This is a genomic window from Cytobacillus oceanisediminis 2691 (assembly GCF_000294775.2).
Lineage (GTDB): Bacteria > Bacillota > Bacilli > Bacillales > Cytobacillaceae > Cytobacillus > Cytobacillus pseudoceanisediminis.
The window spans coordinates 2,651,090-2,665,447 of sequence record NZ_CP015506.1; the positions used below are offsets into that span (position 1 = coordinate 2,651,090).

Below are 14,358 nucleotides of genomic sequence, written 5' to 3' on the forward strand. Positions count from 1 at the left end.
GTTTGTGAATTAGTGATCACTTTTCTATTGTTTAAAAGGATAGAAGAGTTATTACTTTAATCGCCAGGTGTTTCAATCATGCCGGCTCCATAAGTGCGTCTCAGCTAATTAATGGACACTTTACATCTATATTAATTTGTAAAAAATTGTTCCTATCTATCTTAAATGGTTTATAATCATTAAATGGAGTTTAGTTGAATCAGATAGAATAAAAGGAGAATTAATTAAAAGATGGATTTTATTATGATTTTAAAAGCGATTATTTTGGGATTTGTTGAAGGAATGACGGAGTTTGCTCCAGTGTCATCTACTGGACATATGATTATTGTGGATGATATGTGGCTCAATACAAAAGAGTTTTTGTCAAAATATGAAGCTAATACTTTTAAAGTTGTCATTCAGCTCGGTTCCATTTTAGCGGTTGTAATTATTTTTAAGGAACGGTTCATGGAAATGCTCGGTCTTGGGGGAAAGAGCAAAAACTCTGAAGAAAAACAGAGCCGTCTGAAATTGTCTCAAGTGATTGTCGGATTAATTCCTGCCGGGATTCTTGGCGTTTTATTTGAGGATTATATTGATGAACACCTGTTTTCAACTGAGACAGTACTGATTGGCTTGGTAATTGGTGCATTTCTGATGATTTTTGCTGATATTTTTGGAGGCAAAGACCCGAAAACAGTTTCAGTTGATCAAATCACCTATAAACAGGCTCTATCTATTGGATTGATTCAGTGCTTCTCACTTTGGCCCGGGTTCTCACGTTCAGGTTCAACCATTTCAGGCGGCGTGCTGCTCGGCCTGTCACACCGTGCTGCAGCTGATTTTACTTTTATCATGGCTGTGCCCATCATGGCTGGCGCGAGCTTTCTATCCTTAATAAAAAATCTTGAGTACTTTTCAGTCGATGCGCTTCCTTTCTTTATTGCAGGCTTCATCAGTGCATTTGTTTTTGCCTTGATTTCAATCCGCTTCTTTTTGAAAATGATCAATAAAGTTAAACTTATTCCTTTTGCCATTTACAGAATTGTACTTGCAGGGGTTATATATTTCATATTCCTTTAAAAAATGAACCCGGGCCTTTACAGCCCGGGTTTTGTTTTGGTTTATTGTCCGAAGACGGGAGTGGTTTGGACTCTGGCCCGGGGATTTCTCCTTTTACTGTCCGAAGTCGTGGCAGGTTCGGACTCTGGCCCGGGGATTTCTCCTTTTACTGTCCGAAGTCGTGGCAGGTTCGGACTCTGGTACGGGATTTCTCCTTTTACTGTCCGAAGTCGTGGCAGGTTCGGACTCTGGCACATGGATTTTCTCCGTTTACTGTCCGAAGTCGTGGCAGGTTCGGACTCTGGCACGGGAGTTTCTCCTATTACTGTCCGAAGTCGTGGCAGGTTCGGACTCTGGCACATGGATTTTCCCTTTTACTGTCCGAAGTCGTGGCAGGTTCGGACTCTGGCACATGGATTTTCCCTTTTTCTGTCCGAAGTCGTGGCAGGTTCGGACTCTGGTACGGGGATTTTTCCTTTTTCTGTCCGAAGTCGTAGCGGGTTCGGACTCTGGCACGGGAGTTACACCTTTTTCTATCCGAAGTTGTGGCAGGTACGGACTCTATGAGCGTCATGTCGTTTTCTCCTGTCCAAACCAATTGCTTGTTATTAAAACAAATTTTTAAAGAAGCTGAAAATTACCCTCGGAATCCACAGTACGATCCGAATAAGTAATGAGATCACAATGGAATCCAGGAATTCATTCAAAATCTCACGCAGCAGCCCTGGTTTTCTTTTTTCTCTTTTCTTGATGGTGTTTCCCGCCTTCCTATTCTTAATCCGCTTCATTTTTTACATCGTCTACAATGCGTTCAGCTGCTTTTCGGTACAAGTTGCTCATGTGAACCAGTGATGTTGCCAGCAGGACTTTTTCAAGCTCAGCTGGCTGATCTTCATTAAGCTCTTTTGCTTCCTCTGCTGCCCTGGATGCCTGATTTTCCAGATCATTCACAAATGCATCAACATTAAGTTTAGTTAAATCGAGGTATAGCTGATAAAAATGGTCCAGATCCATCTTTCCTTCTGCTGTTCGGGTGTTGATACCATTTAATAGGCTTTTAATATCGTTTATGGATAGAGCCCCTTTAAGCTGATAAATGAAAGCAATTAAAATAAGATGCTCCTTTGAATATTTTTTATTTTTGACAGGAAAAAACAATTTCCCTTTTGCATAGTTATTTATCATTGTCTTAGTTAGCACTTTTTCCTCTTCGTTTCTCGTCGTGCTGCCAAAAGTATTTTCAAATAGCTGGATTACCTGATCCATATATAAATCTATCTGCGGGATATCTTCCAATTGAATTTGATTATCCGCAATGAGTTTTCCCATTTCCATATTTATCCCTCAAATCCTCACCTGTTATTATATAAATTCTACTTAAAAAAGCATAAGTTGTAAATATTGACTAGATGACGTTTTGTATATATTATATTAAGTAGTTATTAAAACTACATACAGGAACATTAGGAGGAGATATTATGAATTCATACATCCGGGAGCCCATAAATGGACTGACCCATTTAGCAGGAGCCATTTTATCCTTTGCCGGATTGCTTGCCATGGTTATCAAAGCCTCACTGACGACATCTTCACCGCTTGCCATTACTGCTGTTGCTATTTTTGGAATCAGTTTGATGCTGCTCTATTCAGCTTCAGCTACCTATCATATGGTGATAGCTAAAGATAAAGTCATTGCCTTTTTAAGAAAGCTGGATCATTCCATGATTTATGTATTGATTGCAGGTTCCTATACACCTTTTTGCCTTATTACTTTAAATGGTGTGACCGGCTGGGTTCTATTTTCCATTGTTTCTGCTGTTGCTTTATCGGGGATTCTGTTTAAAATGATCTGGTTCAGATCTCCCCGCTGGCTATCAACAGCCTTATACATTGCAATGGGATGGATTATTGTTTTTGCCTTTTCGCCGCTTTCTGAGTCTTTAAGCAGTAATGGTGTAATGCTTCTTTTGCTGGGAGGCATCCTATACACGGTCGGCGGAGTGATTTATGCGATTAAACCAAAGTTCCTGGAGTTCAAACATTTGGGTTTTCATGAGATTTTTCATATTTTCATTATGATGGGAAGCATGGCACACTTTCTTTGTGTGTTCATGTATGTGATCTGACAGATAGTTAAAAAAGCGGACACCCTCTTGTCCGCTTTTTTTGATTAGCTGCCTTCTACATCCTTCAAAACGGCTTCTAATTTCTGATCAGAAAATCTGACCATGTTTTTGTAGATGTTCAGGATAGATTCAGCATAATTGGTTCCAGGCACAGCCCATTTGCCATTCAGTTCCTGCCATAGCTTTGCCGAACCTCTTTTCACAAGGCTGAAACGCGGATCCGCCAGTGGATATTTAGGAGGCAGCGGCTGTGTAGAAGCATAGGCATATAAATGCTGAATATGTGCCAAAACGCCTTCTTCCTGTGTGGAAAAGCTTGCTCCTGCCGCACCATTCCCTGTTGCGCCGATTCCTGCAAAATTATTCTGGCCAGGTTTAACATCACCAGTGAATCGGAGAAAGTTGGTTTCATGCATGGCCTGTGCAAAAGCTATATCCCCTCTGATACCATAATATTCTCCAATAGCCGAATAGAATGAACCTAAATTGGCAGCATTCGGGTTTACCTGTTTTGCATATTGATTCATATGCTCTGGTGACAAATGCGTTACTCCCAGAATGGAATAGCCTTTGGGTTCAGAAGGCACTGCCGGCGGAGCGTCTGACAGTATATAGGCATCTGTTATTCCCGCTTTTTTTACTGTTTCCAGTTGTTTTTCTGCATTTTCCTTCGTACTGAAAGCACCGGCCTGTACCCTGTACCAGACCGTGCCTGAAATTTCAGCAGTGGCTATAACCGTTTCAATGCTTTTATTTTTTAGAGCGGCAGACCTTTCCTCAGCATTTTTTCTATTTGTAAATGAACCGGCAATCACTCTGTATAGATTACTGGGATCGACTGGCTTTGGCGGCTGCGGCGGGACTGCCGGTTTCGCTTTAAGGCTAAAGGCTTTTGCAATTCCATTAACATGTCCCTGTGCCACCCTTTGTCTCCACAGCGGATCTTTCATTAATGCGGCATCTGCAGAATTATCAATAAACCCATTTTCTGTTAAAAGGGCTGGCATGGCTGATTCACGCAGTACATGAAAGTCAGCTTTCTTCTTACCTCTATCGATGAGCTTATTCAGTTTAGTGACTTCAGCATGGATAATATTCTGATAGCTGGCTGTCTGGGAAGTGCTGCCAAGGCTGTTATGAATAAAATCTTCATAGCCCCTCGCTGCACCATTCGCGGCATTACAGTGTATGGAGAGGTAAAAATCAGCCCCCCAGCTATTAGCTTCAGATGTCCTTTGGCTCAAACTCTTAGTTGTATCATTTTCACGGCTCATTCTAACTTCTATATTCTGATAGCCGGCCAATAAGATATTTTTTATATTTTTTGCGATATCAAGCGCAATATCTTTCTCTCTTATTCCGTTTCCCTGTGCTCCTGGATCAGTACCTCCGTGTCCAGGGTCTAAATAAAGCTTCATGGTCCTCACTCCTTTATTATTGAATTCTTATATTTCAAAGTTTGGAGCTTCCCAGTTCATTATAAATCAATTTAACACAGCAAGTACTTGCATGTAATAGTGTATGTTTAAAAGCAGAAATGGCTTGTACGCATGACCAGGCAATATTGATTTCCATAGCAGGAATCATAAAAAATTGTCTTTTAATAGGCGACATTCTCATTCAAAAACTTAGGTGCAGCCGTATGCTAATGGTGGAACTAATTTTTCGGGGAGTGAAAAATCATGGGTTTGTGCGGGAAGAAAAACAATAAAGAGTTTGAGAGGCATGATTTTTGCCATGAGCATGATTGCGACTGTGAATGTCATATAAAACCAGACTGGGACGAAGGTAAACACCGGAAAAATTTCTATGAAAATTGTGTTGAAGAGGTTTTGGAGGCCATTTTTAAAGCCCAGAAAAAAGCAGGGTTAGATGATGAATGCAGAAGTTCCTGCCGGGAATCCATTGATGACCTCATGGGAGGACAAAAGAAACCAAAAAAGAATACAATTCCATTCCTTTTATATTGCGGGAGCTGTGAACCATTTAAAGCTACAGGTGTGACCACATTCACTCATCATTCCAAGGAAAAGAAATTTGCTTGTATAACATCATTCATTTTTAGAATTAAAGAATTTGATGGCAAATGTGCTGTATTGGAATTGTTGACTTTCAAGCAATGTAAATCTTCTAAAGACCCGTTTAAATCACATACAAAAGATTTTTGTTCACCTTGCAGCCAAATCGATTGTGAAAACGTAGAAGATCTCATTCCTACAGGTATATGCATAAATGTGGATCTTTCCTGTTTTTGTGCTGTAACCTGTCTGCCTGCCATCCGCTTATAGAACTTTACTATTCCTGCTTGTATTATGGGCTTTGCTAAATGATTCGCCGATTCCTAACACTATGAATAGCCCAGTAAAAAAGGTGCACCATTCTGGCATGGCGCACCTTTTTTGCATTAAGCAGATTAGCCTCCAAAAGCCTCCAGCACATCCTCTACTTCTTTTATATCAACCTCATCTGAAATTGACTCATGAAGAGCCTTCTTCTCTTTATATGCTGGCGTCTGGACTGGAACATAGCCTGATTGCATCATTTTCTTAATTTCATTAATTTCTGCGAGTATGATGTCGCTGTTCATATTTTTGGGATGGAGATAGCTGTTTAAAGCTGATAAAACTAAATGGATCAGCGTATTATTATTGGAATGATAGTCGACTTGATCCTGTATCTTCTTTGAGACTTTTACAGATGCCCCAGTTTTGACATCAATGAACTGATCTGGGATTGTTAATGCGGTCTTATTAACATAGTCGGTATAGGTTCTGAACATTTCCATCATCCTTAACCTTTGGTTGTCATAATATGATTACTTCCTTTATCTCTTTTTAGCTGATTCATTTTTGCCAGAATCATAAGACCAAGGACATTTAATTTCTCCATATTTTCAGGAAACGTTAATTCAATTGGCCTTCCTCTATCCGACCATTTTGCTGCAGCTTCCTGAATTTGCTTTTGGGCGAGTTTGGCTGCTCCTCCAACAGCAATATAACGGACAGCTCCTTTAATCTCTGATGAACTGCTCCTCACCCGATCAAAATGCTCCAGGTATTTAATTGCCATTGACTTCAGCTGCGGCAAAATGTATTTGCTGATATCCTTTCTGACCCCTGCAAAAGGCTCGACATACCACCCTGCGGGTCCTTCTGCCAACTTTTCCTCCAGTTCGGCACGGGAGTCAAATCGGTACATTTCCTTTTTACTCACCCTTTGAATGATGTGATCAAGAAACTGATTGATCCCGAAAGGCTCGCCCTCAACAGATGCGACAGGCTTATTATTTTTTATTCCGACAAAGTCGACTGAATCTCCCCCAAGGTCGCCGATGATAATCCCTTTTTGTGATTCTTTAACAAGTTCTTCATCCTTGATTCCCAAAGTTTCCTGATCTCTTGTTAATCCCAAATAGGCACAAGCACCTTCTGCACCGACAATGACATCATTGATTATAACTTTAACGGTTAACTCCTTAGGCTCAGAAAGCCCGGGAACTTTATGAAAGATGATCGTATGTGTTCCAGCCAGTTTGTCTTTTAGGCGGGTTTTTCTTTCTTTATACTGTGTTGTCGGAAGAGAAACAGCTAATTGATCAATAGAATAAGTGATTTCTGTTTCTTCCGGATGCTGAAGAACTGCATGATAGCCTGCCAGGCCGAACAGCAGCAAATAGGTTCTGTCTTCATCAACTTTCTGGTTATTGAATGCAGTCAGGCTCACGTCCCGCTGTTTAGCCGCTGCTTTTCCGATATAGAAAATTTCCCTTCTATCCACAACGGCCTGGCTCTTTACCTCCACAATTAAATTATCTTCAAACACTATATCATCATCATCGTATGGCTTTTCGTAAAATTCTTCATCAAAAAGAGCAATAGCATTTGGAACTTGATATTCTGACAGAATACCATTTTCAGAAGCTAATGCCTTATACCAGCTGTTTCCGATATCTACAGCAAGAAAATTGTGTCTATCCATTTCTCCTCACTCCTCCTTTTGAATCTTATGCGTGATAGAAGTCCAATTGTGCCCGTACTATTTAGTTTTTATCTCGTTTTACAGTCAGTAAGAGCTTTATTGCAGGGAACAGAGGATTTGAAGGACTCAAATGGCTGAGCTGAACTAAATAGCAGTGTAAAAAAAACGCTGAAAAAGATTTCACTTTATCCTCATTTGCCTCATCCATATATAACAAAATCTAAATACCCATTTTTCGTATTTTCAGTTCTTCCGATTTTTATAGGTAAACGCCCAAACATAGACGATTATCATGCATAGGATGGGATTATCATGATTTCAGGAGGAGCCCAAATGTCAGAAGAACAAAAAGATCGAGATATAGCGGAATGCCAGATTTCTGCTCAAAACTGTGAGTGTGAGAGTACCTTCCATCATCCTCATGTAAGTATTGGAAAAATCACAGCTGAGGTTCCTGTAGTGCTAGCTGAACTTTCACTCCACCTAAACGTAAATGCCATTATAAAGTTTCCGGAACCTGTATTAGAAATTAAAGATATAAAAAAATCAGTAAAGTTGACACAATGCAGGCTATTACTCCCTGCAAACCAGTTATTTGTCAAAGGATTCGTTCGAAAAAATATTCAATATGCTGCCCCTTGTCCAGAAATTGAAATGCATTCTGATAAAAGTGTAGCATCTGATATACATTCTTATACAGTCGATGTGCCTTTTCAATGCGTTACTGAAATAAAGAAATTCCTTACCTGCCCAATCATGCCGGAAATAAACAAGCGATACAATTTCGATTTTCATGTATCAAAGCCAATGCACTGCGGGTTTCCTGAAAAAGATGAGCTTCAATCGAATGACCTTTCCAAATTTCATCAGGAGAGCATGCAGCACTACAACAAATTGCCCTTCTGTGAACTGATTTCAAGCAGAATAATTGAATGGGATGAGGCGATAGATCGCCGTCCTCTGCCTAACTGCTCACCGATTGGTGAAGGTGTCTTCACAAAATTGGAAGAAAAAATGGTTTTAGAATTAGTCATAAAAGTCCTTCAAAAACAGCAAATACGAGTTTCTTCAACTACGAATGATCACGATGACTGTTACGACTGCGATTAAAAATATATTAGTACGGTTAATCCCATGAAGCAGCCATTAATTTCTAAAAACGTCGCGGGAGTTGCCACAATCTCTCAGTGTTAACAAGACTCCCGGACATCTGCCCATAAGTGTATACTGATAAACCTAATTAAAATTGATAAAGCTTTCTAGATTCATGGTAAGGAGGGGACTGGTGAGGATGCTCTTAATTTGCAGCACCTTCCTAAGAAGATGAGTGATATGAGAAGTGCATATAACCGAATTTTTCGTATTGATACAGAATCAGAAAATTTGTCGGATCAGCAGTTAATCTTTCTTTCAAGAAATAAATCAAAAAGCCCAAATTTAGAAAAACCTATAAAAGAAATGGACTTTGAAGAAAACCAAAAAGGATATGGTACGTCTATTTCCGAAAAAAAACCAAAATCATTTCCATTAATTTTACCGCCTCCTGCAGTGGAAGCCCGCCAAATAAGCCAAACTAATATACTGCCTGAAAAAACATCCGATAAGGGTAATGTAGGGAAGAATATTGTACCTGCTAAAGAAGAAGCAAGGATGGCCAAGAAAAAAAAATTAAAACTGCCTAAATACCTAAATGAAATGCTGACGCCCTTTTCACCTATGCTGAGCTGGACCCCTTCTTTACCAAGTACGTATACTAACCATAATATTTTTCTTACCGATATAAAATCGACTCAAAGAAAAGGTAATATATCATCTGCTGAGGCAGTTCAAGCTGAAGAAACAATCATGCGTTTTCATCAGGAATTGATACAATCTGAAAACGAAAGCAAATCATCATTAAACCATGAAAATTTAACAAATGAGAATGCTCTAATAGAAGACACGGACCTGACTCAGGAATTTATCAGTATGCTAGAATCCTCAGAGACTCTCCAGAAAGCTGAATCCACGGATGATCTCTCATTCGGCTTTGAAATGGAAAAATTTAAATCAGAAGATGGGAAACTTGAAGTAAGTACTCTTGCTAAAAACGGCAATATTTTATCAGAACCCGCGAATTTCTTTGAGGAGGACTTTGCAGCGATGCTGGAAGAGTCTTCTTCTTCGGATAATGAGTCAGTTAACATTCCTTACCGTCAAGATGAAGCATTTGCGCTGCTTTTAGATGCCTCTTATAACCATAGCGAATCTTCCTCCTATAATCATAAAAACATGGACTATGACCGCCATAAAATTGAAGTTGATTCACTTGAACCAGATGATTCACATCCAACTTTAGAAGATTCACTTAACCCTAAATGGCAAGGAAATTTCAGTGAAGAGTCATCCAGTTATGAAGGAGAATTCTCCCTCCTTCTGAAAAAAGCCTGTAGCTTACTTGATGAGAAGTGCGCAGACACAATACCACTACAGGAGAGGTTTTTGGCTTTATTGGAGGAGTCATCTGATAGTAATCATAAGTTTCTTGAATTATTAAATGAGGAGTTTTTCTCATCCAGTGAATGCGGAGAATCCGAATCACCTTATGACAGAGAGGAAGTGAAATATAATAAAGTATCATCTTTGCTTGAACACTTTTCGGCTATGCTTCAAGATGTTATTTCAAATGAAATTCCCAATTCTGAAAAGGCCGAACCCACTTCACTCCCATCAGAATCTGGGAGTGAAGAAGTAAGCAAAAATGAATTTTCAGCCGAATGCGAAAGTACAAATCGACTCAGTGATGCGCTCTATGATCATTTGGAGGAGTCCTCTTCCAGCAGCATTATAGAAGAAAACACGCGATCTACTAAAGAATCTTTCCGGAAAGGGGTTATTGTTAAACTTCCTGTTTTAATTGGCAAAACAGATATGGAGGTTCAAATCTTTGATTGCTTTCCAATGAACATACATGCAAAGCATATAACTAAAATGGAATGGTCAGTAGAATCATTGAGCTGTAAGGTTCTTCTTCCCTCACAAACGGTTTTTGTTAAAGGGATACTCATAGCTGATATTATGTTCGCTGCTGATAAACAGTTGAAAAGCATCAGGATACCACTCTCAATAGATGAATCCATCAAGCTGGATTGGATTTGCACTCCAGAATTACCGCTTCCTTCGCGTATAAATGAGTTCATATTTCAACATGGAAATGCACACGATTACCATATAGAGTACTTTCAGCAATTTTCCGAGGAAATCACATGTAACCTGAATAAAATCCATATTCTCTGGCACGGAGATATATCGGGAGATGCGGGTATAGAAATACTGGGTAAAGCTATTTTATCAGTCGATTTTTTTCAGAAGCAATTTATACAAATTTAAAAGAGGGTATCTCAAAAGAGACCCTTTCCTTTTTTCAGCCTCATTCTTAGCAATTCATGTTAACTGATTACCCTGTCTGCTTTTCATAGAAAAAAGGCACCTGTAATCGGTACCTTTTCTCCTTTTAAGTTATTACTCTTCCTCTGTAACTGGGGCGGGAGCTGCAGTGAATTGAGTCTGCGATAATCTGATTACAAGGTTAATGTCATCTTTTTCAGTAAATTTGTTAAATTTACCCCATTTATCAAAGTTCGCTAAGAAGTTGCCTTCTGTTAAATTCCAGCTGACTAATTTGCAGCGAATTGGTTCATTCAGGAACTCAAACGTATTGGAACCAAAGGTGCATCTGTCAGCTCCCATACCATCTTTTGCAAGTTCCCTGATTTCTCTGGCATCACTATTCTTTGAACTTAAAGCAGGAATCGGAATAGCAACAGGCAAAGTTACACGAGTGAAACACTTGAATGGAACATTTACCATATAGTCTTTAACATATCCGTCACAGTCTTCAACATATTGGATATTTTTATGAATATATCCTTCTATAAACAATTTTACGTCAGTTGTTGTTGTACCCTCTGCAGGGCGAAGAGGAATGGCTTCACATTGAGTAAGGAAAATATTTTTTCTGATCACTTTAATCTCTGATGCATAATCCGGAAGATGAATATCGGATTCAGTAAGAGCTTGAATAGGGACTTGTCCGATTACAACATCTACTTCTGTACCTGCTACTACCGCACCTGAAACTTCGCAAAAGTGATCATGTGATTTAGCTGTATCGCAAACTGGCATATCTGGACATTTACCATGAGAATGCCCTTTGCCACAGCCGCAACTATTATTTTTTTTCATATTATAAACTCCTTATCATTTTATTTAGTCAAATTCAATTAAGCTCTGTTCTGTTTCAGAAAGCTTAATATCTTCTGACTTACTACTTATATATGTAAGGAGTAATGGATTTGAATGGACAAGTTCATTAGGTCAAATAATCAATTTATCATTTTTGCAATAAAAACAGCATATGCGGAGAAGGCTGATTTTTCACATCTTATTTCACTCCTAACAATCGAGCGTCAAACATATGTCCATTTCCACACACGCCGCCATATCTTTCTCCTTCCCTTCTCTATTAATATTATGTTCCATGAGGATAAACGGCGTAAAGCATTAGAAGAGCAATCTTAAATAGAGAGTCCATCAAGCTGGATGCGATTTGTGACCCTGAATTGCCGCTTCCATTATGTGAAAATAACTCGATTAAGTATAGAATACTATCAGCAACCTTTGTATGATATTACTTGTAAATTGAAAACGATCCTGGTTACTCAGGTATGGAGATTTATCGAAAGATGAGGGCTTGAGAATAATTGTGGAAAGCTGACTTAACAGTTGATTATCACCGGAAGCTATTTAAAATGGGGGTAACTCCAAAAAAGACCGTTTCCCTTTTTTTAGCTAATCATTAGTTAGCAATTACCAGATATATCCCGCAGTCCTTCAAAGAAAAAAGACACCGGAAATCGGTGCCTTTTTCTTTATAAGTTTATGACCAACCTCTGCAATTAAGCCCCATTTGCAGTAAATTGAGTCTGCGATAATCTGAGTACAAGATTAATATCATCTTTTTCAGTAATTTTGTTGAATCTTCCCCATTTATCAAAGTTACTTAAAAAGTTAGCTTCAGTTAAATTCCAGCTTACCAATTTACAGCGAATAGGCTCATTCAAGAATTCAAAAGTATTGGAACCAAAAGTACAGCGGTTAGCGCCCATACCGTCTTTGGCCAATTCTCTAATTTCTCTGGCATCACTATTCTTTGAACTTAAAGCAGGAATCGGAATAGCAACAGGCAAAGTTACACGAGTGAAACACTTGAATGGAACATTTACCATATAGTCTTTAACATATCCGTCACAGTCTTCAACATATTGGATATTTTTATGAATATATCCTTCTACAAACAATTTTACGTCAGTTGTTGTTGTACCCTCTGCAGGGCGAAAAGGAATCGCTTCGCATTGAGTAAGAAAGATGTTTTTTCTGATTACTTTAATATCTGAGGCATAATCAGGAAGATGAATTTCGGATTCAGTAAGAGCTTGAATAGGGACTTGTCCGATAACAACATCCACTTCTGTACCTGCTACTACGTCACCTGAAACTTCGCAAAAATGATCATGTGATTTAGCTGTATCGCATGCTGGCATTGGTGGACATTTTCTTGAAGAATGGCCTTTGCCACTGCTACAACCATGGTTTTTTCTCATATTTTACACTCCTTATAAAGATTATTCAGCCAAATACAAACAAGCTTTAAATGATTCCATAAGTCTGCTTTCATTTGACTTACTATATATATATGTATGAGTGATGACTTGGAATGGACAAGTATAGTAGGATAATTAATCAATTTGTCGTTCTATAAAAAAATAAGCAAATGCGGAGAAGATTACTTTTCGTAATTAAAGATCATATTCTCCAAATAAAAGAAGTTATACCTGCACTAATGCAATCTCGCCTGACGCCAGTTAGGTATTTTATCATGTTTTTTCTTATTCCTTTTTTTAAATTCAAATTATTGGCATATTTTCTGGTATAATGGATTCAAGAATAAATATGCGAATATTCTAACTAAATATTGAGTGGACGAGGCGATTTTTTTGCTGATATTCTTCAAGGTTGCAGTTTGGATTATTGTCGCTTGTCTCGGTTTTTATGTTATTTCTGTCTGGTTGTGGGAAAAGAAAGTAAAAGAAAGAATGCCCGTCATTCGGAAAACCTGGTATATCATTTATGTACTTGGTGCAGTAGTTTATTGGACGAACAAACCAGATTCCATTTTTACTGATTGGCAGAACTACCTCATTGTCGCGGTTATATTTGCTCTGGTTGATGCCTTTGTTTTTCTGGGTTCCTATCTGAAAAGAGTTGGAAATAACGAGTTGGCTACTGACACAAGGGAATTGCTCGAAGAAAACAGTGATTTGCTGAATTCACACATGAATAAGCTAAAATCGTTTCAGTATTTATTGAAAAATGAGCCCATTGAGATTTATTATGGAAACAAGGAAGCATATCTCGCCGGCATTGAAAAACTTCTGGCGGACTTTGCGGAAAAAGTGGATATGAAGATATCCTTATGCAAATACACAACAGAGGAAGAAAAGGACTATCTGCTTGAGCACTACACTGATAAAGCTTTGATTCATAGCCGTCTGGACCGCAGAGAAGTGTATTATGATGCTGAAGAAAAGCTGGCGCTGATTCCTTTTTCCATTCTTGAAGATGACTATGTAATTAAACTTACCTCCGATCAATTTGTTACAGAATTCGACTACTTGCTTTTCACTTCACTCATTTCAATATACGATCTAATGCTCCCTGCCGAACAGGAGGACGAAGACCATGAAGGATCCAGCGGATAAAAAAACGGAGAATCATGAGATACATTCTAAAAACACTATGAAAACGCTCAAAAAAAAATCCCGGATCAGCCTTCCGGGATTTGAAGTAAGTCCCCACACCGAACGGATATTAAAAAAGAACAAAAGATTAATAAGCGTTTATACCAAAACAAAGGCTTGAGCATACTATATGGCGTGGAAGGAAATTTCTTCCGCGCCCTATTCATGTTCAATTGAAGGGGACATATAATAAAGATAAAAAGGGCTGATTCCAATGAAAAAACTGACCAAGAAAGTGAAAAATATTAACTTCCCTACATTCTCGGTTTCACCATATACCAAAAACCTCTCAAAAAAAACAGAGGCCGCCATACAGGATTTAAACAAGGGGCTCAAACCTCCGAAAAATAATGCATAAAAAAACCGCCTTGCAA

14 protein-coding genes are annotated in these 14,358 nt (G+C 38.7%); 8 read left to right on the top strand and 6 right to left on the bottom strand.

Features of this window, described 5'->3' with window-relative positions; translation table 11 throughout:
- Positions 1–231 precede the first annotated feature (231 nt).
- Positions 232–1,062: an undecaprenyl-diphosphate phosphatase gene (locus A361_RS13475; protein WP_019379772.1), complete on the top strand. Its 831-nt coding sequence runs from the start codon at positions 232–234 to the stop codon at positions 1,060–1,062.
- Between the two features lie 753 nt (positions 1,063–1,815).
- Here A361_RS13475 and A361_RS13485 read toward each other — a convergent pair.
- Positions 1,816–2,376, bottom strand: a complete 561-nt coding sequence (locus tag A361_RS13485; protein WP_009334447.1) for a DUF1836 domain-containing protein — start codon at positions 2,374–2,376, stop codon at positions 1,816–1,818.
- A 143-nt stretch (positions 2,377–2,519) separates the two neighbouring features.
- Between A361_RS13485 and trhA the strand changes: the two genes are divergently transcribed.
- On the top strand, positions 2,520–3,167 hold the full coding sequence (gene trhA, locus A361_RS13490; protein ID WP_009334446.1) for a PAQR family membrane homeostasis protein TrhA: 648 nt from the start codon (positions 2,520–2,522) through the stop codon (positions 3,165–3,167).
- A 44-nt stretch (positions 3,168–3,211) separates the two neighbouring features.
- Here trhA and A361_RS13495 read toward each other — a convergent pair whose 3' ends face one another.
- Positions 3,212–4,585 (bottom strand): N-acetylmuramoyl-L-alanine amidase, encoded by a 1,374-nt coding sequence (locus tag A361_RS13495; RefSeq protein WP_019381054.1) that lies wholly within the window; start codon positions 4,583–4,585, stop codon positions 3,212–3,214.
- A gap of 264 nt (positions 4,586–4,849) precedes the next feature.
- On the opposite strand from A361_RS13495, the gene A361_RS13500 reads away from it, so the two are divergent.
- Complete coding sequence (locus tag A361_RS13500; RefSeq protein WP_009334444.1) at positions 4,850–5,455, top strand: CotY/CotZ family spore coat protein; 606 nt, start codon at positions 4,850–4,852, stop codon at positions 5,453–5,455.
- Between the two features lie 125 nt (positions 5,456–5,580).
- Here the strand turns inward: A361_RS13500 and A361_RS13505 are convergent, their stop codons facing one another.
- A complete protein-coding gene (locus tag A361_RS13505) occupies positions 5,581–5,946 on the bottom strand; it encodes a hypothetical protein (RefSeq protein WP_019381055.1) in 366 nt (121 codons plus the stop codon).
- An 11-nt stretch (positions 5,947–5,957) separates the two neighbouring features.
- Positions 5,958–7,145: a ParM/StbA family protein gene (locus A361_RS13510; RefSeq protein ID WP_019381056.1), complete on the bottom strand. Its 1,188-nt coding sequence runs from the start codon at positions 7,143–7,145 to the stop codon at positions 5,958–5,960.
- Positions 7,146–7,478: 333 nt separating this feature from the next.
- On the opposite strand from A361_RS13510, the gene A361_RS13515 reads away from it, so the two are divergent.
- The gene (locus tag A361_RS13515; RefSeq protein ID WP_019381057.1) at positions 7,479–8,255 is read left to right on the top strand and encodes a CsxC family protein; all 777 of its coding nucleotides are present in this window, start codon (positions 7,479–7,481) and stop codon (positions 8,253–8,255) included.
- Between the two features lie 213 nt (positions 8,256–8,468).
- Positions 8,469–10,514: a hypothetical protein gene (locus A361_RS13520; RefSeq protein ID WP_236888039.1), complete on the top strand. Its 2,046-nt coding sequence runs from the start codon at positions 8,469–8,471 to the stop codon at positions 10,512–10,514.
- A gap of 132 nt (positions 10,515–10,646) precedes the next feature.
- On the opposite strand, the gene A361_RS13525 is transcribed toward A361_RS13520, so the two are convergent.
- Positions 10,647–11,369: a CsxC family protein gene (locus tag A361_RS13525; protein ID WP_009334438.1), complete on the bottom strand. Its 723-nt coding sequence runs from the start codon at positions 11,367–11,369 to the stop codon at positions 10,647–10,649.
- A 114-nt stretch (positions 11,370–11,483) separates the two neighbouring features.
- Here A361_RS13525 and A361_RS13530 point away from each other — a divergent pair, with 114 nt between their 5' ends.
- A complete protein-coding gene (locus A361_RS13530; RefSeq protein WP_019381059.1) occupies positions 11,484–11,705 on the top strand; it encodes a hypothetical protein in 222 nt (73 codons plus the stop codon).
- 377 nt (positions 11,706–12,082) lie between these two features.
- Here A361_RS13530 and A361_RS13535 read toward each other — a convergent pair whose 3' ends face one another.
- Positions 12,083–12,787 (bottom strand): CsxC family protein, encoded by a 705-nt coding sequence (locus tag A361_RS13535; protein ID WP_009334437.1) that lies wholly within the window; start codon positions 12,785–12,787, stop codon positions 12,083–12,085.
- 393 nt (positions 12,788–13,180) lie between these two features.
- Here A361_RS13535 and A361_RS13540 point away from each other — a divergent pair, with 393 nt between their 5' ends.
- Both A361_RS13540 and A361_RS13545 read left to right on the top strand, forming a co-directional pair.
- The gene (locus A361_RS13540; protein WP_009334436.1) at positions 13,181–13,945 is read left to right on the top strand and encodes a type II toxin-antitoxin system SpoIISA family toxin; all 765 of its coding nucleotides are present in this window, start codon (positions 13,181–13,183) and stop codon (positions 13,943–13,945) included.
- Complete coding sequence (locus A361_RS13545; RefSeq protein WP_009334435.1) at positions 13,926–14,105, top strand: type II toxin-antitoxin system SpoIISB family antitoxin; 180 nt, start codon at positions 13,926–13,928, stop codon at positions 14,103–14,105. Before A361_RS13540 ends, A361_RS13545 begins: the two co-directional genes overlap by 20 nt.
- Positions 14,106–14,358: the final 253 nt, after the last annotated feature.